The 22,050-nt window shown below is 70.8% G+C and carries 19 protein-coding genes; 8 read left to right on the top strand and 11 right to left on the bottom strand.

The genetic code is table 11. The features are described 5' to 3' along the window. The first annotated feature begins 13 nt into the window (after positions 1 to 13). Genes J3S20_RS21320 through J3S20_RS21305 form a run of 4 tightly spaced genes read left to right on the top strand, consistent with a single transcriptional unit; the run spans position 14 to position 6,345 of the window. Positions 14 to 1,645, top strand: a complete 1,632-nt coding sequence (locus tag J3S20_RS21320; protein WP_216838544.1) for a (2,3-dihydroxybenzoyl)adenylate synthase — start codon at positions 14 to 16, stop codon at positions 1,643 to 1,645. A gap of 14 nt (positions 1,646 to 1,659) precedes the next feature. Beyond that, a complete protein-coding gene (locus tag J3S20_RS21315) occupies positions 1,660 to 1,905 on the top strand; it encodes a phosphopantetheine-binding protein (RefSeq protein ID WP_216838543.1) in 246 nt (81 codons plus the stop codon). Then, positions 1,898 to 5,776, top strand: coding sequence for a non-ribosomal peptide synthetase (locus J3S20_RS21310; RefSeq protein WP_216838542.1), 3,879 nt, complete (start codon positions 1,898 to 1,900; stop codon positions 5,774 to 5,776). The genes J3S20_RS21315 and J3S20_RS21310 overlap by 8 nt, the downstream gene beginning before the upstream one ends. Beyond that, positions 5,773 to 6,345 carry a cytochrome b gene (locus J3S20_RS21305; RefSeq protein ID WP_216838541.1) on the top strand — a complete coding sequence of 191 codons (573 nt, stop codon included), beginning with the start codon at positions 5,773 to 5,775 and terminating at the stop codon, positions 6,343 to 6,345. Before J3S20_RS21310 ends, J3S20_RS21305 begins: the two co-directional genes overlap by 4 nt. 45 nt (positions 6,346 to 6,390) lie before the next feature. Here J3S20_RS21305 and J3S20_RS21300 read toward each other — a convergent pair whose 3' ends face one another. After that, on the bottom strand, positions 6,391 to 7,503 hold the full coding sequence (locus tag J3S20_RS21300; protein ID WP_216838540.1) for a YncE family protein: 1,113 nt from the start codon (positions 7,501 to 7,503) through the stop codon (positions 6,391 to 6,393). 188 nt (positions 7,504 to 7,691) lie between these two features. Here J3S20_RS21300 and J3S20_RS21295 point away from each other — a divergent pair, with 188 nt between their 5' ends. Genes J3S20_RS21295 through J3S20_RS21280 form a run of 4 tightly spaced genes read left to right on the top strand, consistent with a single transcriptional unit; the run spans position 7,692 to position 11,467 of the window. After that, positions 7,692 to 8,501 carry an alpha/beta hydrolase gene (locus J3S20_RS21295; RefSeq protein ID WP_216838539.1) on the top strand — a complete coding sequence of 270 codons (810 nt, stop codon included), beginning with the start codon at positions 7,692 to 7,694 and terminating at the stop codon, positions 8,499 to 8,501. A 16-nt stretch (positions 8,502 to 8,517) separates the two neighbouring features. Further along, positions 8,518 to 9,621: an ABC transporter substrate-binding protein gene (locus J3S20_RS21290; protein ID WP_216838538.1), complete on the top strand. Its 1,104-nt coding sequence runs from the start codon at positions 8,518 to 8,520 to the stop codon at positions 9,619 to 9,621. After that, positions 9,618 to 10,679: a FecCD family ABC transporter permease gene (locus tag J3S20_RS21285; protein ID WP_343215271.1), complete on the top strand. Its 1,062-nt coding sequence runs from the start codon at positions 9,618 to 9,620 to the stop codon at positions 10,677 to 10,679. Before J3S20_RS21290 ends, J3S20_RS21285 begins: the two co-directional genes overlap by 4 nt. Next, entirely contained in the window at positions 10,676 to 11,467 is a 792-nt protein-coding gene (locus tag J3S20_RS21280; protein ID WP_216838536.1) for an ABC transporter ATP-binding protein, read from the top strand. Before J3S20_RS21285 ends, J3S20_RS21280 begins: the two co-directional genes overlap by 4 nt. Here J3S20_RS21280 and J3S20_RS21275 read toward each other — a convergent pair. The 10 genes from J3S20_RS21275 to J3S20_RS21230 all read right to left on the bottom strand — a co-directional run bounded on the left by J3S20_RS21275 (position 11,464) and on the right by J3S20_RS21230 (position 22,031). Then, positions 11,464 to 12,591 (bottom strand): cobalamin-independent methionine synthase II family protein, encoded by a 1,128-nt coding sequence (locus J3S20_RS21275; RefSeq protein WP_216838535.1) that lies wholly within the window; start codon positions 12,589 to 12,591, stop codon positions 11,464 to 11,466. The genes J3S20_RS21280 and J3S20_RS21275 overlap by 4 nt on opposite strands. A gap of 11 nt (positions 12,592 to 12,602) precedes the next feature. Continuing rightward, positions 12,603 to 13,601, bottom strand: coding sequence for a cupin domain-containing protein (locus J3S20_RS21270; protein ID WP_216838534.1), 999 nt, complete (start codon positions 13,599 to 13,601; stop codon positions 12,603 to 12,605). A 5-nt stretch (positions 13,602 to 13,606) separates the two neighbouring features. Continuing rightward, positions 13,607 to 14,668 (bottom strand): ABC transporter ATP-binding protein, encoded by a 1,062-nt coding sequence (locus tag J3S20_RS21265; protein WP_216838533.1) that lies wholly within the window; start codon positions 14,666 to 14,668, stop codon positions 13,607 to 13,609. Between the two features lie 6 nt (positions 14,669 to 14,674). Beyond that, the gene (locus J3S20_RS21260) at positions 14,675 to 15,520 is read right to left on the bottom strand and encodes a carbohydrate ABC transporter permease (protein WP_216838532.1); all 846 of its coding nucleotides are present in this window, start codon (positions 15,518 to 15,520) and stop codon (positions 14,675 to 14,677) included. Beyond that, positions 15,517 to 16,398, bottom strand: a complete 882-nt coding sequence (locus tag J3S20_RS21255) for a carbohydrate ABC transporter permease (RefSeq protein ID WP_216838531.1) — start codon at positions 16,396 to 16,398, stop codon at positions 15,517 to 15,519. The genes J3S20_RS21260 and J3S20_RS21255 overlap by 4 nt, the downstream gene beginning before the upstream one ends. A gap of 6 nt (positions 16,399 to 16,404) precedes the next feature. Next, positions 16,405 to 17,721: an ABC transporter substrate-binding protein gene (locus J3S20_RS21250; protein WP_216838530.1), complete on the bottom strand. Its 1,317-nt coding sequence runs from the start codon at positions 17,719 to 17,721 to the stop codon at positions 16,405 to 16,407. A 116-nt stretch (positions 17,722 to 17,837) separates the two neighbouring features. Then, the gene (locus J3S20_RS21245) at positions 17,838 to 18,902 is read right to left on the bottom strand and encodes a LacI family DNA-binding transcriptional regulator (RefSeq protein ID WP_216838529.1); all 1,065 of its coding nucleotides are present in this window, start codon (positions 18,900 to 18,902) and stop codon (positions 17,838 to 17,840) included. Next, positions 18,899 to 19,663, bottom strand: coding sequence for an SDR family NAD(P)-dependent oxidoreductase (locus J3S20_RS21240; protein WP_246603071.1), 765 nt, complete (start codon positions 19,661 to 19,663; stop codon positions 18,899 to 18,901). The genes J3S20_RS21245 and J3S20_RS21240 overlap by 4 nt, the downstream gene beginning before the upstream one ends. Before the next feature lies 1 nt (position 19,664). Continuing rightward, complete coding sequence (hisD, locus tag J3S20_RS21235; RefSeq protein ID WP_216838527.1) at positions 19,665 to 20,972, bottom strand: histidinol dehydrogenase; 1,308 nt, start codon at positions 20,970 to 20,972, stop codon at positions 19,665 to 19,667. Positions 20,973 to 21,089: 117 nt separating this feature from the next. After that, positions 21,090 to 22,031 (bottom strand): dihydrodipicolinate synthase family protein, encoded by a 942-nt coding sequence (locus tag J3S20_RS21230; protein WP_216838526.1) that lies wholly within the window; start codon positions 22,029 to 22,031, stop codon positions 21,090 to 21,092. Positions 22,032 to 22,050: the final 19 nt, after the last annotated feature.

Below are 22,050 nucleotides of genomic sequence, written 5' to 3'. Positions count from 1 at the left end.
ACGGATACCGGCCTTGCTCCCTCTCCGACAGGTCTGGCCCGCCGAGGCCGCCGCCCGGTATTGCGCCGCCGGCCATTGGCGCGGCGAGACCCTGCCGGGCTTCCTGCGTCAGCGCGCGGCGGAGCGGCCGGAGGCACTGGCCATCATCGGCGGCGACCAGCGCTGGAGCTATGCCGAGCTCTGGGCGCGGGCGGGCCGGGCGGCGGCCGGCTTCCTGGCCAGCGGGCTGCGTCCGGGGGACCGGGTGGTGGTCCAGCTCGGCAATGTGCCCGAATTCTTCGCCGCCATCTTCGGGCTGTTCCGCGCGCATCTCGTGCCGGTCTATGCGCTGCCCGGCCATCGCCTGACGGAAATCACCCACTTCCTGCGCAAGGCCGAGGCCGCCGGCTACATCTGCGCCGATCGCGGCGCCGATGGCTTTGACTATCGCGCCCTGGCGCGCCAGGCGCGCGAGGCGGAGCCTGGCCTGCGCCACGTCTTCGTCGTCGGCGAGGCCGAGGAGTTTTCGGCCTTCGCCGCGCTGGATGGCGATGTCGGCGCGCTGCCGGGTGATCCGGACCCCGCCTCCGTCGCCTTCCTGCAGATCTCCGGCGGCACCACGGGCCTGTCGAAACTGATCCCGCGCACGCATGACGACTACATCTACAGTTTTCGCGCCAGCAACGAGATCTGTGGCGTTACCCCCGATAGCGCGCTGATGGTGGCGCTGCCCGCCGCGCACAATTTCCCGATGAGCTCGCCCGGCCATCTCGGCGCGCTTTATGCCGGCGCCCGCGTGGTGCTCAGCCCCTCGCCGAGCCCGGAGGTCGCCTTCCCCCTGATCGCGCGGGAGAGGGTGACCATCACCGGCCTGGTGCCACCGCTCGCGCTGCTCTGGGCGGAGGCCGCGCCCACCACGCCGCACGACCTGTCGAGCCTGAAGGTGCAGCTGGTCGGCGGCGCCAAGCTGACCACGGAAGCGGCGCGCCGCGTGGCGGAGGCGCTGCCGCGCTGCCAGCTGCAGCAGGTCTTCGGCATGGCGGAAGGGCTGGTGAACTACACCCGCCTGGACGATCCGCCGGAGCTGGTGCTGGCGACGCAGGGCCGACCGATCAGCCCGGATGACGAGGTGCTGATCCTGGACGACCAGGGACATCCGGTGCCGGAAGGCCAGCCCGGCAATCTGCTGGCGCGCGGCCCCTATACCATCCGCGCCTATCACAACGAGGAGGCCGCCAATGCGCGGTCCTTCACGCCGGATGGCTACTACCGCACCGGCGACATCGTGAGCCGCACGCCCGAGGGCTACCTCGTCGTGCAGGGCCGCGCCGGCGACCACATCAACCGCGCGGGCGAAAAGATCTCGGCCGAGGAGATCGAGGACCACCTGCTGGCGCATCCCAACGTCTTCGATGCCGCGGTGGTCTCCGTGCCGGACGAATTTTTGGGCGAGCGCAGCTGCGCCTTCCTCATCCCGCGCGGCGAGCGGCCGAAGCCGGCGGCGATCCGCGCCTGGATGCGCCAGCGCCAGATCGCCGATTTCAAGGTGCCGGACCAGGTCGTGCTGGTCGACAGTTTTGAGACCACCGCCGTCGGCAAGATCAGCCGCAAGGAGCTGCGCGCCCGGCTGCGCGCGCGGCTGCTGGCCGAGCAGCCCGAAAGCTGAAGGGAGGCCCCGCCATGGCCATGACGCAGGAGCGCATGCGCGCCGACCTCGCCCGCGTGCTGCGGATGCCGCCGGAGGAGATCGGCGACGAGGAGGATCTGATCGACCTCGGCCTCGATTCCATGCGCGCCATGGCGCTGCTGACGCGCTGGGCGGAGGCGGGCGCGCCGCTGGAACTCGCCGCGGTGGCGGAGAAGGTGACGCTCGGCGCCTGGTGGGCCCTGGCCCAACGCGCGATGTCCAGCCGCCGCGATGCTTGACGGCGCCATGCCCGGCGCGGCGCTGACCGAGGCGCAGGAAGGCCTGTGGTATGCGCAGCGCCTCGACCCCGGCAATCCGCTGTTCAATACCGGCCACTACCTGGAGCTGCGCGGACCGCTCGATGCCGAGGCCTTTCGCGCCGCGGTGGATGGCATGGTGGCGGAAGCTGATGCGCTGTCCTTCCGAATCACCGATGGACCGGCTGGCGTCACGCAGCGCGCCGACCCCGCGCTGCGCCCCTTCCTGCGATGGGTGGATTGCACCGCCGAGGCCGATCCGCTGGAGGCGGCGCGCGCCGCGATGGCGCGGGACATGGGCACACCGCTGGACCCCGCGCGTGGCCCGCTGGCGGCCGAGATGCTGTTCCGCCTCTCGCCGCAGCATCACCTCTGGTACCACCGCGCGCATCACCTGGTTCTGGACGGTTTTGGGACCGAACTGCTGATGCGGCGGGTGGCCGCGCTCTATGCCGCGCGCGTCACGGGCAGCGATCCCGGCCCGGCGCTCGCGCCCTTCGCGGCGGTGCTGGCGGAGGATGCGGACTACCGCGCCTCGCCGCGCCGGGCGCGGGATGCCGACCATTGGCGCGCGGCCATGGCCGATGCGCCGGAGGTCACCGGCATCGGCCAGGGCGTCGCCCTGACCGCGCGTGCGGTGCATCGCGCGCGGGCCGAGATCTCGCCGGAAGCCGCCGCGGCGCTGCGCCGCTTCACCGCCGCGCATGACCTGGCCTGGCCGGATGTGATGACGGCGCTGCTCGGCGCCTATGTGCGGCGGCTGACCGGCGAGGCGGAATCGAGCATCGGCATCACCTTCATGAACCGCTTCGGCAGCACGGCGGCGCGCGTGCCGGCGACGCTGATGAACGTGCTGCCGCTGCGCATCCGCTTCGACGAGGCGCGCCCCTTGCGGGAGGGCATGGAGGATGTGGCCGCGCAGCTCGCCGCGCTGCGCCGCCACGGCCGCTACCGTGGCGAGCAGCTGCGCCGCGACCTCGGCCGCGTCGGTGCCGGCCGCCGCCTGCATGGGCCAATCGTGAACATCCAGCCCTATCACGCGCTGCCCGAATTTCCGGGCCTGACCGCCAGCCTGCATCTGCTCGGCACAGGCCCGGTGGACGACATCACCTTCGACCTGCGCGGCGATTCTGCCGCGCAGGCGCTGCACCTGGAGGTGGAGGCGAATCCGACGCTGCACAGCGCGGAGGAAACCCAGGCGCATGTGACCCGCGCCGCGCATTTTTGTGCGGCCGCGCTGGAGGCGGGTAGCCTCGCCACGCTGCCCACCGCGACGCCGGAGGAAGCGCGGCACTTCGTCCATGCGGTGAACGCCACCGCGCATCCCGTGCCCGACACTACGCTGGTCGGCCTCATCGAGGCGACGCTCACGGCGCGACCCGAGGCGGAGGCACTGGTCTTCGAGGGCCGCGTCCTGAGCTATGGCGAGCTCGACCGCCGCAGCGCGGCGTTGGCCGGCGCGCTGGCCGCGCGCGGCATCGGGCGCGGCGATATCGTCGCCGTGGCGCTCGACCGATCCTTCGAACTGATCGTCGCCCTGCTGGGCACGCTGCGCGCCGGCGCCGCCTATCTGCCGCTGGATGCCACGCACCCCGCCGCCCGCAATGCCCGCATCCTGGCCACCGCGCGGCCGCGCCTGACTTTGGCCGAGGCCGCACTGCCCGATGGCGGCGCCTTCCTGGCGCCAGCGGACTGGCCGCAGGAGGGGAGCGCACCCGCGGGCCCGGCGCCGGAGGATGCGGCCTATGTGATCTACACCTCCGGCTCCACCGGGGAGCCGAAGGGCGCGGTCATCGAGCATCGCGCCATCGTCAACCGCCTGGAATGGATGCGCGCGCATTACGGCATCGGCCCGGATGACCGAATCCTGCAGAAGACGCCGGCCACCTTCGATGTCTCGGTCTGGGAATTCTTCCTGCCGCTGATCGCCGGCGCGCCGATGGTCATCGCCGCCCCCGGCGCGCATCGCGACCCGACCGCCATCGCGCGCCTGATCCGCGACCAGCGCGTCACCACCACGCATTTCGTGCCGGCGATGCTGGCGGCCTTCCTCGCCCATGAAGCGGCACAGGGATTGGCGATGCGCCGCGTCTTCTGCTCCGGCGAGGCGCTGACGCCGCAGCTGCGCGACCGCTTCCACGCGACCATGACGGCGGAGCTGCACAACCTCTACGGCCCCACTGAGGCCGCCGTCGATGTTAGCTACTGGGACGCCTCGCGCGGCGACCGCAGCGACCCGATGCCGATCGGCCATCCCGTGTGGAATACACGGCTCTATGTGCTCGACCAGGCGCTTCGGCCGCTGCCGCCCGGCGTCACCGGGGACCTGTTCATCGCCGGCGTGCAGCTCGCGCGCGGCTACCTCGGCCTGCCCGAGCGCACGGCGCACGCTTTTGTCCCGGATCCCTTCCATCCCGGCCAGCGCATGTACCGCACCGGCGACCTCGCGCGCTTCCGCGCCGATGGCGCGATCCTCTATTTCGGCCGCGCGGATGGCCAGGTGAAGCTGCGCGGCCAGCGCATAGAGCTCGGCGAGATCGAATCGTCGATCGCGGGGTTTCGCGGCGTGCGCCAGGCGCGCGTGATCGCGCGGGAGGATCGGCCCGGCGACAAGCGGCTGGTCGCCTATCTCGTGCCCGGCGAGGGTTACGACGCCGCCGCGCTGCGCGGCCATGTGGCGTCGCGCCTGCCCGATTACATGCTGCCCTCCGCCTTCGTCACGCTGGACGCACTGCCGGTGAATGCCAGCGGCAAGCTCGACCAGTCCGCTTTGCCTCGGCCCGATCATGCGGGCAGCGCAAGCCGTGCGCTGGCGACCGAGACGGAGCGCCGCGTCGCCGCGCTGTTTGCCCAGGCGCTGGGCGTCGCGCGCATCGGCGCGGAGGACGACTTCTTCGCCCTCGGCGGCCATTCGCTGCTGGCGGTGGAGCTGATGCTGGGCGTGCAGCGGGAATTCGGCCGAGACCCGGGGCTCGGCGCGCTCTTCGAATACCCAACCGTCGCGCGCCTGGCCGCGCTGCTCGACTCCACCGCCCTGCCGCCGCCGGATGACGGGTTGCGGCCGCTGATCGTGCTGGGGCGCGGCGAGCCGGCGCGCGCGCCGATCTTCGCCGTGCATCCCGCCGGCGGCATCGCCTGGTGCTATGGCGGGCTGGCGCGCGTGCTGGCGCCGGAGCGGACCGTCTTCGGCGTGCAGTCGCCGGCGCTCGATCCCGCCGTCACCCCGATGGAGAGCCTGGAGGCGCTGGCGGCCGAGTACGCCGACCGCGTTCTGGCCGCCGCAGGGCCGGGGCCCGTAAACCTGCTCGGCTGGTCCGTGGGCGGGCTCATTGCCCAGGCCATGGCGGTGCGGCTGCGCGAGCTCGGGCGCGAGGTCGGCCTGCTGGCCATGCTGGATGCCTATCCCTCCGATGCCTGGCGCGCCTCGCCGGAGCCGGATGACGCGGCAATCTATGGCGCGCTGCTGAACATCGCAGGCCACGATCCCTCGCTGCATCCGGAGCTGCCGATGCAGCGCGGCCCGGTGATCGATTTCCTGCGCCGCGGCGGCATGCCGCTCGGCCGGCTGCCGGAAGCGGCGCTGGATGGCGTGGTGCGCGTGGTGGAGGGCAACAACCGCCTGGTGCGCGCGCATCGGCACCGCCGCTACGACGGCACCATCCTGCACTTTCGGGCCGCGCGCGACCATGTTGGCCGCGCGATCTCGCCGGGGATGTGGGCGCCCTATGCGGCGCGGCTGGAGGTGGTGCATGTCCCGGCGCTGCATTCCGCGATGCTGGGCGAGGCGGCGATGGGCGTGATCCTGCCCGTGCTGCGGGCACAGCTGGCGCGGGGCGAGGGAAGTTCGGGATGACGTGGCGCGACACGCCGGACCGCTATGGCCTGGTCTCCCGGCTGCTGCATTGGCTGATGGCGGCGATCCTGCTGTGGCAGTTCACCGGCATGATCCTGCGGCTGATCCTCGGCCGCACGCCGCTGATGGCCTTCTGGGTCGGCACGCACCAGTCGATCGGCACGGTGCTGCTGGCGCTGATCCTGCTGCGGCTGGCCTGGGCCTGGAGCAACCGCAGGCAACGCCCGGCGCAGGCGCCGAATCACGCGGGGCGCGCGGCACGGCTGGGTCATGCCGCGCTGTATGCGCTGATGGCGATCATCCCGGCGCTCGGCCTGCTGCGCGCCTTCGGCAGCGGCCGGGGCTATGCCTTCTTCGGGCTTCCGCTGGTGCCGCGCACGGGACAGCGCATCGCATGGATGACCGCGCCGGCGGACCTGCTGCACAGCAAGCTGGCCTGGCTGCTGCTGGCGCTGATCCTCGGCCATGTCGTGATGGCGCTGCTGCACCATTTCGTCTGGCGCGACGGGTTGTTGCGGCGGATGGCAGGTCGGGCTCGGCGGGACGGGGGAACGCCGCTCGGGCCCTGACCTGTCCGGCATGCGCTGCGGCGGGCCACGCCGCAGCGCATGAGCTCAGAGGCGGATGATGCTCACCGTGTCGCCGTTCGGATCCTCGACGGGCGCGGGCCGCGGCGCGGGGGCCTCGCCGGCGGCGGGGCGCGGTCCGCGCGGCTGGGCGCGGGCCTTGTTCGAGGCATAGGCGAGGCCGCTGCGGCGATCGATCGCGACCGTGTTCGGATGCGTGCCGGTGGCGAGGCTCGCCACCACGGTGAGGTTCCGCGTATCCACCAGGCTCACCGTGCCGGCACCGCGATTGGCGACGTAGCAGAGGGCGCCATCGGCCGAGAGCGTGACGCCCAGCGCGCCGGCACCGGTCTCGATGGACTTCACCAGCTCGCCCGAATTGGCGTTCAGCACGGTCAGCGTGCCGCTGCGCTGGTTGGCGCAGAACAGCCGGCCGCTGGCCGCGTCGAAGGCGGTATTGACCGAACCCTCGCCACCCGAGGCGAAGCGGCGGATGCCGGCATTGCGCGACAGGCTGACCTCGACGATCTCGTTCGCCGTCAGCGCCGTGGCAAACAGGCGATCGTTCGCCGCATCGAAGGCGAGGCCGGTGATGCCGCCCTCCAGCCCCTCGGTGATGACGTTCAGGATGCGGTCGCCGGCGGTGTCCACCACCCAGATGGCGCTGGGCCGGTCTCGCGCGCCGAAGGAAGTGGCGAAGGCGCGGTCGCGCGCCTCGTCCACCACCACCTGGCGCAGATGCGAGGATTCGCCCTGGGTCAGCTTGGCGCGCACGCTGCCGCTGCGGACATCGATGATCTTGAAGGCGCCGGAGCGCGTGCCGGTGGCGAGCAGCAGGCCGCGGCGGTCGTTGGAAGCGAGACCGAAGGCGGCATCCTCACCCAGCTCGATGGTGGCGCGAACCTCCAGCGTGCGCGGGTCAAGGCCGATGATCTTGGCCGCATTGGCGCCGCGCGCGCCGACGGCCGCGACATGCACCAGCCCGCTGGCCTGGCTGACCGCGAGCTCATACAGGCCCTCGGCGACCTTCACCGTGGTGGCGACGCTGGGCGCGGCGCGTAGCGGCGCCGGGCGCAGCGCGGCGAGGCTGGCGCCGGCGCCGAGCAGGGTGAGGAGGGATCGGCGCGACATCGCCGCCGGGGCCGTGGATCTGATGCGCATGGGGGCACTTCCTGGAAGCCGCTGGAGCTTGATGAGAATGACTCGCAATATCATTTGTGGGGGTGGGGGCGCAATGGGGGCGGGCGGCTGGACGGGCCAGCCCGACCTCGGCTAAGACGCGCCGGCATGTGAATAACTCTCATTCGCGCGTGCCAGGCCGCCGGCCTGCGCAAAGCCTCCCTGGTCGGATGATGCACTCCACGCCCGCCGCCGTCGTGCTGCCGCGCAGCCAGTGCTTCGACCTGCCGGGCGGGCAGCGCGTCATGGTCGCCGTGCCGGCCGGCCCGGCGCCGGAAGCGGGTTTTCCCGTGCTTTACCATCTCGACGGCAATGCGGTCTTCGCCAGCATGGTGGAGGCGCTGCGCATTCAGTCGCCGCGCGGGGCTGCCACCGGCGTGGCGCCCGGCATCATCGTCGGCATCGGCTATCCCGTGGACGGGCCCTTCGACCGCGCCCGCCGCACGCTGGACTATACGCCCGCGGTGGACCCCGCGCGGTTGGGGGAACGTCCCGATGGCGGCGCCTGGACCGCGACCGGCGGCGCCGATGCCTTCCTCGAAGTTCTGGAGCGCGAGGTGAAGCCGCTGGTCGAGGGCCTGGCGCCGGTGGACCCCGCGCGGCAGGCGCTGTTCGGCCATTCGCTGGGCGGGCTCTTCGCGCTGCATGTGCTGCTGACGCGCCCCGAATCCTTCGCGCGCATCGTCGCCATCAGCCCCTCCCTCTGGTTCGGCGAGGGCATGCTGCTCGAACGCAGGCCGCCGCCCGGCCCACGCCCCGCCGTGATGATCGGCGTGGGCGGCGAGGAGGAGCCGGCCGAGACTCCGGGCGAGGACGCGCATGCCGCGAAGCGCCGCGCCCATGGCCTCATCACCCGCGCCCGCCGTTTTGCCGAGGCGCTGCCCGCCGAGCGCTTCCAGATTTTTGCGGGCGAGAATCATGGCTCCGTCGTGCATGCCGCGCTCGGCGCGTCGCTGCGCTTCGCCCTGCCGACACGCTGATACGGAATCCCGCAACATGCTGACCCGCCGCAGACTGCTCCTGGCCTCGCTCGCGGCCCCGCTTGTGTCGCCGGCGCTCGCACAGACCCAGGGCCCGGTGGTCGCGCGGGACCTGGCCGGCCGCGAGGTGCGCCTGCCGCGCCCGGCCCGGCGCATCGTGCTGACCCAGGGGCGCCACCTGCCGGTGCTCAGCCTGCTGCATCCGGACCCGCTGAGCCTGGTCGCCGGCTGGGCCTCCGACCTGCGCCAGGCGAGCGCGCAGGAATATGCGCAGCTGCGCGCGCTGAACCCGGCGGTGGACCAGATCCCGATCATCGGCCGCGGCCCCTCCGACACCGTCTCCTTCGAGAGCATCATCGCGCTGCAGCCGGACCTCGTTCTGCTCAGCCGCTACACCACGGCCGCCGCCGGTGGTCTGGCGGCACGTCTGGACGCGGCGGGCATTCCCTCCGCCGTCATCGATTTCTTCGCCGATCCGCTGGTCGATTCCGAGCCCAGCATCGCCATCCTCGGCGCGCTGATCGGCCGCACCGAGCAGGCCGCCGCCTTCAACGCGCATTACCGCGGCAAGCTGGAGGCGGTGGCGGCGCGGATGCGGGGCGTGGCGCCGAAGCATTCCGTGCTGCTGCATGCGCATGCCGGCGGCACCGCCTGCTGCTTCTCCTCCGGCGCCGGCATCTTCACCGGCATGATCGAGGCCGCCGGTGGGCGCAGCATCGCGGCCGGCGTCCTGCCCGGGCCGATGGGGCAGCTCGGCCTGGAATTCGTGCTCGCCACCGATCCGCACAGCTATGTCGCGACGGGCGGCCCCTTCGGTGGGGCGCGTGGCGGCATCACCATGGGCAGCGGCGCCACGATGCGCGAGGCGCGCGAAAGCCTGGCCCGCGTCATCCAGTCCCAGGGCCTGTCGGGCCTGACCGCGGTGCGGCAGGGCCGGGCGCATGCGCTGTGGCACGGCTTCAACGACACGCCGGCGCATTACCTGGCCATCGAGAAGCTCGCCCAATGGCTGCACCCGGACCGGATGCAGGGTATCGACCCCGAGGCCTCGCTGGCCGAGCTGAACGACCGCTTCCTGTCCATCAAGATGCAGGGCACCTACTGGGTCGACCTGGCGTGAGCCTCCAGGTCTCGCAGGGCGCCGCCACGGTCCTCGGCGCCTACCGGTCCAGCCTGCGCCGCCGCCGGCTGCTGCTGGCGCTGCTCGGCGTGATCGCGGTGGCGGCCTTCCTGCTGGATGTCGCGGTCGGCCCCTCCGCCATGTCCTTCGCCGAGGCGCTGCGCGCGCTGTTCGATCCGGATTCCGCCACGCCGCTGGCGCGCACCGTGGTCTGGCAGGCGCGGCTGCCGCCCGCCGTCATGGCGGTGCTGGTCGGCATGGCGCTCGCCGCGGCGGGGGCGGAGATGCAGACCATCCTGAACAATCCGCTGGCCAGCCCCTTCACCCTCGGCGTGTCCTCCGCCGCCGCCTGCGGCGCGGCGCTGGCCATCGTGCTGGGTCTTGCGATCCCCGGCCTGTCGCCGCGCTGGGCGGTCTCGGCCAATGCCTTCCTCTTCGCCTTCGGCGCGGTGGGGTTGCTGCAGCTGGTGATCCGCTGGCGCGGCGCGGGGGTGGAGGCGCTGGTGCTGCTCGGCATCGCGCTGGTCTTCACCTTCAATGCCGTGGTCGCGCTGATCCAGTTCGTCGCCAGCCAGGATGCCTTGCAGCAGCTGGTCTTCTGGACGCTGGGCAGCCTCGGGCGCACGCAATGGGACGGCATTGCCATCGTGGCCGTGGTGCTGGCGGTGGTCATCCCCTTCTCCTGGCGCGCCGCCTGGCGGATGACGGTGCTGCGGCTGGGCGAGGAGCGCGCGCGCGGCCTTGGCGTCGATGTCGGCGGGCTGCGCTTCTGGGCGCTGGCGCGCATCAGCCTGCTGGCGGCCGCCGCCGTCGCCATGGTGGGCACCATCGGCTTCATCGGCCTGGTCGCGCCGCATGTGGCGCGCCTGCTGCTGGGCGAGGATCATCGCTTCCTGCTGCCGGGCAGCCTGCTGTGTGGCGCCGCCATCATGTCGCTGGCCGCGATGGCGAGCGAGATGCTGGTGCGCGGCGCCGTGCTGCCGCTCGGCATCGTCACCGCGCTGGTGGGGCTGCCGGTTTTCATCCTGCTGATCCTCGGCGGGAAGCGGCGCGGATGAGCGAGCTGCTGCTCTCCTGCGTCTCCGCCGGCTATCGCGCCCGCCCGGTGCTGCGCGACTTCACCTGCGGCCCGATTCCGGCGGGCGGGCTGACCGCGCTGGTTGGGCCCAATGCCGCGGGCAAATCCACGCTGCTGCGCGCCATCGCCGGGCTGGTGCCGGCGCGCGGCTCCATCCGTTTCGACGGGCGGGAGCTGATCGGCCTGGCGCCGCGGGAGCGTACGCGCCTGCTGGCCTTCATGCCGCAGGCGCTGCCGCAGGATACCGGGCTGACGGTGATCGAGGCACTGCTCGGCGCCTGGCGCGCCCTGCCGGATGGCGCGGTGCTGTATGACGAGGCGGCGCTGCTGCAGCGCGTCGGGCAGATACTGGACCGGCTTGGCCTGGTGGAATTGGGCATGGCGCCGCTGCAATCGCTCTCCGGTGGCCAGCGGCAGATGGTGGCGCTGGCCCAGGCCATCATCCGCGACCCGCCCCTGCTGCTGCTGGACGAGCCGACCAGCGCGCTGGATCTGCGCCGGCAGTTCGAGGTGATGGCCCTGCTGCGCGACCTGGCGCGGGAGGGGCGGAGCGTGGTGGTGGTCCTGCACGACCTGGCGCTGGCGGCGCGCTGGGCGGATCATCTGCTGGTGATGCACCAGGGCCAGGCGCATTCGGATGGCGGCGCCGAGGCGGTGCTGACGCCGGTCATGCTGCGCCAAGTCTATGGCGTGGAGGCGCGCATCGAGCCCGCCTCAAGCGGCGAGCGCCTGCTGCTGATCGACGGGATCAGCAGCAGCGGGCGCTAGAGTCGCGCGGAGGCGAGGCGCGCCCCCTCGGCCAGCGCGGCCAGCTTCGCCCATGCGATGTCGCCATGCACGGCGCCATAGCCCGCAAAAGTGCCGAAGCCGCAATCGGTGCCGGCGATGACGCGCTCCGGCCCGACGATGCGGACGAAGGTTTCGATGCGCTGCGCCACCAGTTCCGGATGCTCGACGAAGTTGGTGGTGCTGTCGAGGCAGCCCGGGATCAGCACCCAGTCCGGCGGCACGCCCTGGTCCCGCCACACGGTCCATTCATGCGCATGGCGGGGATTCGAAGCCTCGAAGAGCAGCGCGCCGATGCGCAGCTTGCGCAGCACCGGCAGCACGCGGCCGAGCGCGATGTCCCGCGTATGCGGGCCCTCGTAATTGCCCCAGCAGATATGCAGTCGGACCTGCGCAGGCGCGATGTTGCGCAGCGCGTGATTGATCATCTCCACATGCCGCTCGGCGCGCGCGAGGAAGGCCTCCTCCGTCAGCTGCGGATACAGCATGTGGCGGCCGAGGCCGAGGTCGGGCGCATCGATCTGCAGCGTCAGGCCAGCGGCGACGATGCCCTCGTATTCATGCCGCATGCCCTCCGCCAGGTCCGCCATGTAGCTGTCGATATCGGGGTGGATGTCAGAGGGTTGGAACAGCGCGATGACGCCGGGGGAGGCGCTGTTCATGAAGCCCCTCTCATACCCCGCAGCATCCAGCGCCCGGCGCATCAGCCGCAGGTCATGCGCCAGCGGATCCATCGACTTCACGCCGATCGGGCCGGTGCAGCGCGGCCGGCGATAGGTGGGCGTGCCGCCACCGCGCGCGATCTTCTCCGCATAGGCGGGGAAGTCGCCGAGGTCCGCCGGCATGCGGCGCGGGCTGTCGCCGGCGAAGCCGGTCAGCCGGTCCTTGATATAGGTCGCATAGGAAATCTTGGAGGTCTCGCCATCCGAGGGGATGTCGATGCCGATCTCCTTCTGCCGCCGCAGCACCTCATGCGTCGCGTGATCCATCGCGGCGTCATAGGCGGCTGGGTCGATCGCTTCCTCGCGTTCGCGGGCAAACAGGAAGTCGGCCACGATCTGGCTGCGGGGCAGGGAGCCGACATGGGTGGTGCGGATGCGGGTCATGCGGCGCGGCCTCAGAGGAAGCGCGGTGCGGCGGGGGCATCACCGCCGCGCACGACATAGGCGGCGACGCCGTTGGAGGAGCTGGCGCGGAAGCTGCGCGGCAGGCCCTTCGGCGTGGTGAAGGTATCCCCCGGGCCCATGATGATCTCGCCCTGCGGCGTCGTGACCTGCAGGACGCCGCGATGGACGAAGATCACCTCCTCCTCCTCCCGCACATGGCTCGGCACGCTGGCGCCGGATTCCAGGCGCAGGGCGCGCAGGTTGAAGCCATGCGGCCACCATCCGATGATCGGCCCCGGTTCGAAACCGTCGCCGGTGCTAGCGGGGCCGATGATCGGCAGCTCCTCCACGCCCTCCCGCGCCAGCGGCGAATGCGGATTGGCACGCAGGTCGCCCGCCTTCACCACGCAGCCCTGCAGGCGCTCGGCGGGTGGCGTGGCCAGCGCCGCGATCTGCTCCGGCCCCGGCGGCTGTTGCCGCACGGCGCCTTCCGGCACGCGTTCGCCGACCGTGGTATCGACCAGCCGGCCGCCTTCCAGCAGCACCAGGCCGTAGCGCTGCGCGAGTTCGAAGACGCGCGGCGCCCAGGTGACCTTGCCCGGATTGTCGCGGCCCAGCACGGCAAACAGGAAGCCGGTCTCCGTGCCAATATTCTCGAAGCCGCGATACATCTGGGTGGGGATGGAGATGGTGTCGCCTTCCTCTATCACCACGTCGCCTTCATCGGCGTTCACGCCGAAGATCATGCGCCAGCGGCCCTTGTGGACGATGAAGACCTCCGCAGTCTCGTGGCTGTGTTGGCTGTTCAGGCAGCCCGGCGGCTGCCGCGCCCCGCCGATGTTGAAGCCATGCGCTTCGGGGATATGGACGTGCTGATTCGGGTTCTCGCTGACGCCAGGCCCGATCAGCGTAAAATTCTCCTTGGCGTCGGAGCCGGGCGTGCGGCTGTCGACGAAGGCATTGCGGCAGGGGATGAGGTCCGCATAGCGGATCAGGCGGGTGCTCAGCATGGCGGTCATTCCGGTTGCAGGCGCTTGGTGGAAGCGGCGTCGAAGAGATGCAGGCGGGACGCATCGAGGCGCAGCGCCACGCTGCTGCCGATCTCGGCGCGCCAGGCACGGTCCGCCTTGGCGATGATGCGGGAGTCGCCGGCCTGCACGGTGACCAGCACCGCATCGCCGGTGAGTTCCACCGCATAGATGCTGGCATCGAGGTCGCCCTGACCGGCGGGGGCCACGGTCACATCCTCCGGTCGCACGCCCAGCACGGCCGGGCCGCTATGGCGCGCGACGCCGGTCACGGCGTGGAAGCCGCCCGCTGCCGTGAAGCGTCCATCGGCGTGCTGGCCCTGCACCAGATTCATCGGCGGGGACCCAATAAAGCCGGCGACGAACAGGTCCGCCGGCCGGTCATAGATCACCTCCGGCGTATCAAGCTGCCGGATCTCGCCGCCCTGCATGACGGCGACGCGATGTGCCAGCGTCATCGCCTCGATCTGGTCATGCGTGACATAGACGGTGGTGACGCCGAGCTCGTGCTGCAGGTGCTTGATCTCGGCGCGCGTGGAGACGCGCAGCTTGGCGTCCAGGTTGGACAGCGGCTCGTCCATCAGGAAGACGGTGGGGCGTCGCACGATGGCGCGGGCCAGCGCCACGCGCTGCCGCTGGCCGCCCGAAAGCTCCTTCGGTCGGCGGTGCAGCAGCGCCTCCAGCTCCACCTTCGCCGCCGCGGCGCGCACCTGGGCCGCACGCTCCGCGCCCTTGATGCCGCGCAGCTTCAGCGGGTAGCCGATATTGTCCTCCACCGTCATATGCGGATAGAGGCCGTAGGACTGGAAGACCATGGCGATGTCGCGGTCGCGCGGCGGCAGGTCGTTCACCCGCTGGCCGCCGATCAGGATATCGCCCGCCGTCGGCTCCTCCAGCCCCGCGATCATGCGCATCGTCGTGGTCTTGCCGCAGCCGGAGGGGCCGAGCAGCACCATGAATTCGCCGTCGCGAATCTCCAGCGACTGGTCGCGCACGGCGGTGAAACTGCCCCAGGCCTTGGTGACGTTTCGCAGGCTGACTTCAGCCATGATGCCTCATTTCACCGCGCCGCCGGTCATGCCGCGCACGAAGTGGCGCTGGATGACGGAGGACAAAAGGAACATCGGAATGGAGATCAGGATTCCCGCCGCTGCGATCAGCTCCCACAGATCGCCGCGCTCCGTCCGGAAGCGGGTGATGCCGACGGGGAGGGTCACGGCATCGTCGCGCGTCAGGATCAGCGCGAACAGGAACTCGTTCCAGGTCAGGATGAAGCAGAACACGGCGGTGACCAGCACGCCCGGCCAGACCATCGGCACCACGATGTCGAGGATCACGCGCAGCCGCGTCGCACCATCCACCAGCGCCGCTTCCTCGGACTCCGTCGGCACGGCATCGAGAAAGCCCTTCAGCATCCAGACCGCGAAGGGCGTGACGATCGCGAGATTCACGATGACCAGCGCCAAATGCGTGTCCAGCAGGCCGAGGTCGCGGAACAGCAGGTAGAAGGGCAGCACCACCACCACGGCGGGGATGAACTGCGTCGCCAGGATGGTGAAGAACAGCGCACCCTTGAAGCGCATCTCGAAGCGGCTGAAGGCATAGGCCGCAAGCGTCGAGCAGGGGATGGAGATCAGCACCGTCAGCCCCGCCACCACCGTGCTGTTCCACACGGCGGCGCCGATGTTCCAGGGCGCCGCAAAGATGGTGCGGAAATTGTCCAGCGTCGGCGTGAAGGTCACGGTGAGGTCGAAGAGGTCCACCGGCCGCTTGAAGGCCGTCAGCGCCATCCAGACGATCGGGAATAGGATGAGGAACAGCGCCAGCAGCAGGATGGCGCTCTCCACCGCCTTCACCACCAGCTTGCGTCGGCGCGCCGCCGCGGCGCGGGTGCCGCTCATGCGCCACCCGGCTTGCGCAGGATCAGCTTCATGTACCAGACGGCGAGGAAGACCAACATGGCCGTGAGGATCCAGGCCACTGCCGAGGCATAGCCCATGTCGTACCAGCGGAAGGCGATGGAATAGACGAGATAGGCGAGGGTGGTGGTGGATTGCCCCGGCCCGCCACCGGTCAGCGTCACCACCTGGTCGAACATCTTCAGCGCGAAGACGGTCTTGAGAATGGCGACGACGGCCAGCACCGGCAGCAGTGCCGGCAACGTCACATCGCGCAGCACCTGCCATTCGCTGGCGCCGTCGATCCGCGCCGCCTCCTCCGGCTCCCTGGGCAAGGCGGAGAGGCCGCCGAGCACCACCAGGGTCATATAGGGCACCCAGCGCCAGGCATCGGAGAAGACCAGCACCAGCAGCGAGGCGACGGGATCGCCAAGCCAGACATAGCCCTTCAGCCAGGGCACCAGCGTGCCGGCCAGCCAGGTGAAGACGCCCATCTCCGCATTGAACATGAAGCGGAAGGAGATGCCGACGAGGGCCGGAGAGACGGCGAAGGGAAGGATCAGCACCGCGCGCGTCAGGCTGTGCAGCACGCCGGCGCGGCGCAGCAGCAAGGCGAGGCCCAGCGCGCAGACCACGGTCAGCGTCACGTCGATGGCAACGAAGCTCGCCGTAACCTGCAGCGCATTCAGGAAGTCGGGATCGTCGGTCAGCGCGGTGACGTAATGCTCGGACCCGATGAAGGGCCCGGGCGTCAGCGACCGCGTCAGCCGCCAGTCGCGAAAGCTGGTGACGAGGGAGACGGCAAGCGGCCAGATCGTCGTCCCCAGCACGAGCAGGGCCGCCGGCAGGATCAGCACATATTTCAGCCGGCGGTCCTGCATGCGCAGTCAGCCGCGCCGGATGATGCGGCGCACCTGGGAGGCCGCGTTGTTGAAGGCGGCCTCGACGGTGGTGGTGCCGGTCGCCGCCTCGCTCATCGCCGTCTCCAGCGCCTCGCTGATCTGCGGCCATTCGGGGCCGTAGGTGATGCTCTGGGTGCGGGCCAGACCCTCCGCGGCATAGCGGTGCATGCCGCCGAAGCGGGCGTTCACCGCCTCGTCCAGCAGGTTCGGCGTCATCACGGCCACCACGTCGTTCTCGCGCGGGTCGAGCAGCACCTCGCGCTCCAGCGCCGGGTTGGCGATCCAGGTCAGCAGCTCGGCGGCTGCCTCCTTGCGGCGGGACCGGCGGGTGATGCCCCAGACCCAGGTATTGGTGAAGGTGGTGCGCGGCTTGCCCTCATAGGACGGCATGGGTGCGAAGCCGATCTGGCTCTCGGTCAGCCTGCTGGATTGCGGGTTCACCAGGGTGGAGCGCACCCACCACCAGACCGGCAGCATCGCCGCATTGCCCTGGCCCATGCTGTTCACCGCATCCTGTTCCGTGAAGGACAGGGCGCCGGCGGGCACCACGCGGTGGCGGCGCAGCAGGTCCACATAGTCCTGCACCGATTGCAGGCCGGCGGCGCTGTTGAAGGCGGGCTGGCCGCGCTCATCGAACAGGCTGGCGCCGCGGCCCCAGAGGAAGTTGTACCAGACCATCAGGTTCTGGCCGTTGCCGCGGCCATAGGGCACGGAGACGCCGGCGATGCCGCTTTCCTTCTCCTGCACCGCCTTGGCCGTCTCGACCAGAGCGGACCAGGTCGCGGGCGGGGTCAGGTTGTGCTTCTCGAACAGGTCGCGCCGGTAGAACAGCAGCTGCACATGGCCGCGGCTGGGCAGGCCGAGCAGGCGGTTGTTCACGCGGCCCTGGCGCAGATGCGCCTCCGGCCAGCGATCCAGCGGGATGTTCTTGGCGCGGACGATGTCGTCGATCGGGTCGAACAGGTTGTTCAGCGAGGCGACCCACTGGTCCATGGCGATGGCCAGGTCGTAGTCGCCGCCGCCGCCGACCATCTCGGCCGTCAGCGCCTCCCGCATGCTGGCGAAGGGCACGAAGGTGTATTTTGCAGTGATGCCTGTCTGCTCGGTGAAGGCCGCCAGCCGCGCCTCATGCGCGCGGAACTGGGAGGAGACGACGCAGAGCACCTTCAGCTCCTGCCCCGCGAAGGGCTTGCCCGGGCGCAGGCCGGGGGTCGCGGTGACGGAAGCGCGCGCGGGCGCAGCGGCGGCCAGGGCGGCGCCTCCGGCAGCGGCGGCCAAAAGTTCACGACGGCGGATCGCCATGGTCGGTCCCTCTCCCTTGGCGCCGGCTGACCGCCGCGCCGATTCTGACCCGGCTTGGACCGGGCTTCTTGCATACGCATGCAACCCTAGCCGCGTGTCTTCCCCGCTGGCAAGCCTCAACCGTCCCGCACCGGTCGCCAGACCAGCTGCTCGCCCAGGCTGACGCAGCCCTCCGGCGGCATGCGCGCGGAACCGCGCACCAGCAGTTCGCCGCGCACGACCTCATGCCGCGTCGGCGCGGCGGGGTTCTCGATCATCTCGCAGACCAGGGCGACGGTCGCATCCACCATGGGCTGAACCGGCTGCGAGAAGGAGGTGAGCGAAAAACTGGGCCAGCGCGCGGGACCGGTATCGTCGAAGCCGACCAGCGACAGGTCGCGCGGAATCCGCAGCCCGAATTCATGCCGCGCCACCTCCGCCACCGCGGTTGCCATGTGGTCGTTGCCGCAGAAGATCGCATCCGGCCGGTCCGGCCGCGCCAGCAGCCGGCGCGCGGCGGCGGAGGCCGCCTCGAACTGGTACAGGCCCACCTCGCGCAGCGGCGGCGGATGGCCATTCTCGGCCAGCCAACCGGCAAAACCCTTCTCGCGGTCGCGGCTGGTGGAGGAATTCTCGAGCCCGGCCAAGAAGCCCAGGCGGCGATGGCCGCCGGCCACGAGAAACTCCGCGATCAGCCGCCCGCCGCGCTCATTCTCCCCGGTGACGGAGGAGACGCTGGGCCCGCGGCTGGTGCGGTTGAACAGAAGAACGGGAATCCCCGCCGCCTGGCACTGGTCCGCGAGTTCGGAGGACAGGGTGGTGGAGGCGAGGATCAGCGCATCCACGCGCCAGGCCAGCACCTCCTGCAACTGCGGATCGGCGTGCCGGCCGGCATCCGGCATGAAGAGCAGCATCTGGTAGCCGCGCGCCTGCAGCCCGCGCGACAGCGCCTCGAGCACATCGGGGTAGAAGTGGTTCTGCAGATAGCTGGCGGCGACGCCGATGATGCGGCTGCGCCGCGTGGTCAGGGACCGCGCAATGGCATTCGGCCGATAGCCGAGCTGCCGCGCCGCCTCCGCCACCCGCTCCCGCGTCTCCTCCGCGATGGAGGCGCCCGGCGTGAAGGCACGGCTGACGGCGGATTGCGAGACGCCGGCGAGGCGCGCGACGTCGGTCGCCGTGGCCTGCCGCTTCCGGCTCATCCCGCCGTCCAGCCGCCATCCACCAGCAGCGAGGATCCCGTCATCAGCGAGGCCGCGTCCGAGCACAGGAACAGGATGGCGCCCATCAGATCCTCCACCTGGCCGAGCCGACCGAGCTTGATCTTCTGCATCACCTGCGCGCGAAAACCCTCATCCTGCAGGAAGGGTCGCGTCATCGGCGTCTCGATGAAGGTGGGGCACAGCGTGTTCACGCGGATGCCATGCGGCGCGAGGTCGATCGCCATGGCGCGCGCCACACCCTCGATCGCCCATTTGGAGGCGCAATAGACGCTGCGCCGCGCGCCGCCGACATGCCCCATCTGCGAAGAGACATGCAGGATGGCGCCCGGGATCTGCGCCGCGATCATGCCGCGCGCCACGGCCTGCGCCACGAAGAAGGCGGCGCGCAGGTTCAGCGCCATCACCGCGTCGAAATCCGCCGGCGTCACATCCTGGAAGGCGGCGGGGCGGTTGGTGCCGGCGTTGTTCACCAGCGCGTGGAAGGGCGGCTGTGCCGCGATCTGCGCCGCGGCGTGCTCGATATCCGCGACGTCCAGAACCAGCGCCTCCGCGCTGCCGCCCTCCGCGCGGATTTCCGCGGCGGCGGCCTCGATCTCCTCGCGCGACCGCGCCGCCAGCACCACATGCGCGCCGGCCTCGGCCAGCGCCGCGGCGGCGGCCAGACCGATGCCGCGCCCCGCGCCCGTCACCAGCGCGCGGCGGCCATCCAGGCGGAAGGAAGGCGTGCGGGGCAGGGTCATGCTACTCGGCCGCCTGGCCATAGGGCACGTTGCGGCCGCCATAGCGACGCAGGCGGATATTCGCCTGCTCCGCATGGCCGACAAAGCCCTCCAACATGCAGAGGCGGGAGCAATAGGCGCCCACCATCGCGCTGGCCTCATCCGTCAGGACCCGTTGGTAGGTCACGGTCTTCAGGAACTTGCCGACCCACAGCCCGCCCGTGTAGCGGGCCGAGCCCAGCGTCGGCAAGGTGTGGTTGGTGCCGATGACCTTGTCGCCATAGCTGACATTGGTGCGCGGGCCGAGGAACAGCGCGCCGTAGTTGGTCATGTTGTTCAGGAAGAAGTCGTCATCCGAGGTCATCACCTGCACATGCTCGGATGCAATGCGATCGGCCTCGCGCAGCATCTCGGCATGGTCGGCGCAGAGGATCACCTCGCCGTAGTCGGCCCAGGCCTTCGCGGCCACGGCGGCGGTCGGCAGGATGGTCAGCAGGCGCTCCACCTCCGCCATGGTGGCGCGGGCGAGCTTTTCCGAATTGGTCAGCAGGATGGCCGGGCTGGTCGGGCCGTGCTCGGCCTGGCCGAGCAGGTCGGTGGCGCAGATCTCGGCATCCACCGTCTCATCCGCGATGATCAGCGTCTCGGTCGGTCCGGCGAACAGGTCGATGCCGACGCGGCCGAAGAGCTGGCGCTTGGCCTCCGCGACATAGGCATTGCCGGGGCCCACCAGCATGTCCACCGCGCCGATCGTCTCCGTGCCCAGCGCCATGGCGCCCACCGCCTGCACGCCGCCCAGGCAATGGATCTCATCCGCGCCGGCCAGGTGCTGCGCCGCGACGATGGCGGGCGCGGGGCGGCCCTGATAGGGCGGCGCGCAGGTGACGATGCGCTTCACGCCGGCCACCTTCGCCGTCACCACGGACATATGGGCGGAGGCCAGCAGCGGATACTTGCCGCCCGGCACGTAGCAGCCCACGGAGTTTACCGGGATGTTCTTGTGGCCGAGCACCACGCCCGGCAGGGTCTCCACCTCGATATCCTGCAGCGCGGCGCGCTGGTGCTGGGCGAAGTTGCGGACCTGTTCCTGGGCGAAGCGGATATCGTCCAGGGCACGCGCCGGCAGCTCCGCCAGGCAGGCGCGGATTTCGGCATCGGTCAGGCGGGAATCCTGGCGTTCCAGCCCGTCGAAGCGGGCCGACATCTCCCGCACCGCGGCATCGCCGCGCGCTGCGATATCCGCCAGCAGGCGCTCCACGGTGGCGCGCACCTCGGTCTGCGCGGCCGCCTTGTCATCGGCGCCGATGGAGCGCTTGAGCCAGGTCGCCATGTCGTCTTCCCCTTCCGATGGGCCGAGAGTGCCCGCATTCTGCATGCGTATGCAAGGCGGGCGGCCGCAGCGGGCCCCAGGGAATGGCCCCAGGGGATGGCCCCGGGGCCGCGCCGGTCAGGCCAGCGCCGGCAGCTTCGCCCGCGCATCGTGCCGCGCCAGGCGCTGCAGCAGGTATTCCACCTCCGCCCGCGCGGTCGCGGTCAGCGCGGTGCCCGGCCGCCGCTGCGCGTCGGAGGCGATGATGCCGCGCCGCATCAGCACATACTTCCGCACGGCCAGGCCCGGGCCCGGCTGCAGCTCGTAGCGGATCAGCGGCAGATGCGCGTCGAACAGGTCATGCGCGCGCTCCTTCTCACCGGCCTGGGACAGGCGGACCAGGTCCACCAGCATGTCGGGGAAGGCATAGCCGGTCATGGCACCATCGGCGCCGCGCGCCATCTCGAAATCCAGGAAGATGCCGCCATTGCCGCAGAGGATGCTCAGCGGGCGCATGCTGCCCTCTGCCTGGAAGCGGCGCAGCGCGGAGATCTTCTCGAGGCCCGGCCAGTCCTCATGCTTCAGCATGACGCAGGAGGGCAGGTCCATGACGATGCGGCGGATCACCGCTGGCGTCATCTGCACCTGGAAGAGCTGCGGATAGTCCTGCAGCACGAAGGGAACGTCCGCGCCGATCGCCTCCACCGCCTGGTGGTAGTAGGTCACCACCGCATCGTCGTTCCGCAGGTGATTTGGAGGCGCGATCATCACGCCGGCGGCGCCGGCTTCCATCACGCCCTGCGCCAGGGCGCGCATGGCCGCAAAACCCGGGGCGGTGACGCCGACGATGATGCCCGCCTTGCCGGCGCGGCGGATGATGCGGCGGCTGAGCTCCAGCGATTCCGCGCCGTCCAGCTTCGGCGCCTCGCCCATCACGCCGAGGATGGTCATGCCGTCGCAGCCGGCGCCGAGATAGAAATCGGTCATCCGGTCGAGGCTGGCCTCGTCGATGCGGCCATCCGGGTGGAAGGGCGTGGGCGCGATCACATAGACGCCCTTGGCGGTCACATCGAGTGGCATGGAAAGGTCTTCCCCGGCA

Origin of the sequence: Falsiroseomonas tokyonensis (genome assembly GCF_019024325.1) — a bacterium.
GTDB lineage: Bacteria > Pseudomonadota > Alphaproteobacteria > Acetobacterales > Acetobacteraceae > Falsiroseomonas > Falsiroseomonas tokyonensis.
The sequence above is the reverse complement of the archived record's forward strand: the minus strand, read 5'-3'. Positions and strand labels throughout refer to the sequence as shown.

Bases quoted from the DNA above. Each gene is read 5' to 3' on its own strand.
- J3S20_RS21315 (WP_216838543.1), top strand. From the start codon at position 1,660: ATGGCCATGACGCAGGAGCGCATGCGCGCCGACCTCGCCCGCGTGCTG.
- J3S20_RS21310 (WP_216838542.1), top strand. From the start codon at position 1,898: ATGCTTGACGGCGCCATGCCCGGCGCGGCGCTGACCGAGGCGCAGGAA.
- J3S20_RS21305 (WP_216838541.1), top strand. From the start codon at position 5,773: ATGACGTGGCGCGACACGCCGGACCGCTATGGCCTGGTCTCCCGGCTG.
- J3S20_RS21300 (WP_216838540.1), bottom strand. From the start codon at position 7,503: ATGCGCATCAGATCCACGGCCCCGGCGGCGATGTCGCGCCGATCCCTC.
- J3S20_RS21295 (WP_216838539.1), top strand. From the start codon at position 7,692: ATGATGCACTCCACGCCCGCCGCCGTCGTGCTGCCGCGCAGCCAGTGC.
- J3S20_RS21290 (WP_216838538.1), top strand. From the start codon at position 8,518: ATGCTGACCCGCCGCAGACTGCTCCTGGCCTCGCTCGCGGCCCCGCTT.
- J3S20_RS21280 (WP_216838536.1), top strand. From the start codon at position 10,676: ATGAGCGAGCTGCTGCTCTCCTGCGTCTCCGCCGGCTATCGCGCCCGC.
- J3S20_RS21275 (WP_216838535.1), bottom strand. From the start codon at position 12,591: ATGACCCGCATCCGCACCACCCATGTCGGCTCCCTGCCCCGCAGCCAG.
- J3S20_RS21270 (WP_216838534.1), bottom strand. From the start codon at position 13,601: ATGCTGAGCACCCGCCTGATCCGCTATGCGGACCTCATCCCCTGCCGC.
- J3S20_RS21265 (WP_216838533.1), bottom strand. From the start codon at position 14,668: ATGGCTGAAGTCAGCCTGCGAAACGTCACCAAGGCCTGGGGCAGTTTC.
- J3S20_RS21260 (WP_216838532.1), bottom strand. From the start codon at position 15,520: ATGAGCGGCACCCGCGCCGCGGCGGCGCGCCGACGCAAGCTGGTGGTG.
- J3S20_RS21255 (WP_216838531.1), bottom strand. From the start codon at position 16,398: ATGCAGGACCGCCGGCTGAAATATGTGCTGATCCTGCCGGCGGCCCTG.
- J3S20_RS21250 (WP_216838530.1), bottom strand. From the start codon at position 17,721: ATGGCGATCCGCCGTCGTGAACTTTTGGCCGCCGCTGCCGGAGGCGCC.
- J3S20_RS21245 (WP_216838529.1), bottom strand. From the start codon at position 18,902: ATGAGCCGGAAGCGGCAGGCCACGGCGACCGACGTCGCGCGCCTCGCC.
- J3S20_RS21240 (WP_246603071.1), bottom strand. From the start codon at position 19,663: ATGACCCTGCCCCGCACGCCTTCCTTCCGCCTGGATGGCCGCCGCGCG.
- hisD (WP_216838527.1), bottom strand. From the start codon at position 20,972: ATGGCGACCTGGCTCAAGCGCTCCATCGGCGCCGATGACAAGGCGGCC.
- J3S20_RS21230 (WP_216838526.1), bottom strand. From the start codon at position 22,031: ATGCCACTCGATGTGACCGCCAAGGGCGTCTATGTGATCGCGCCCACG.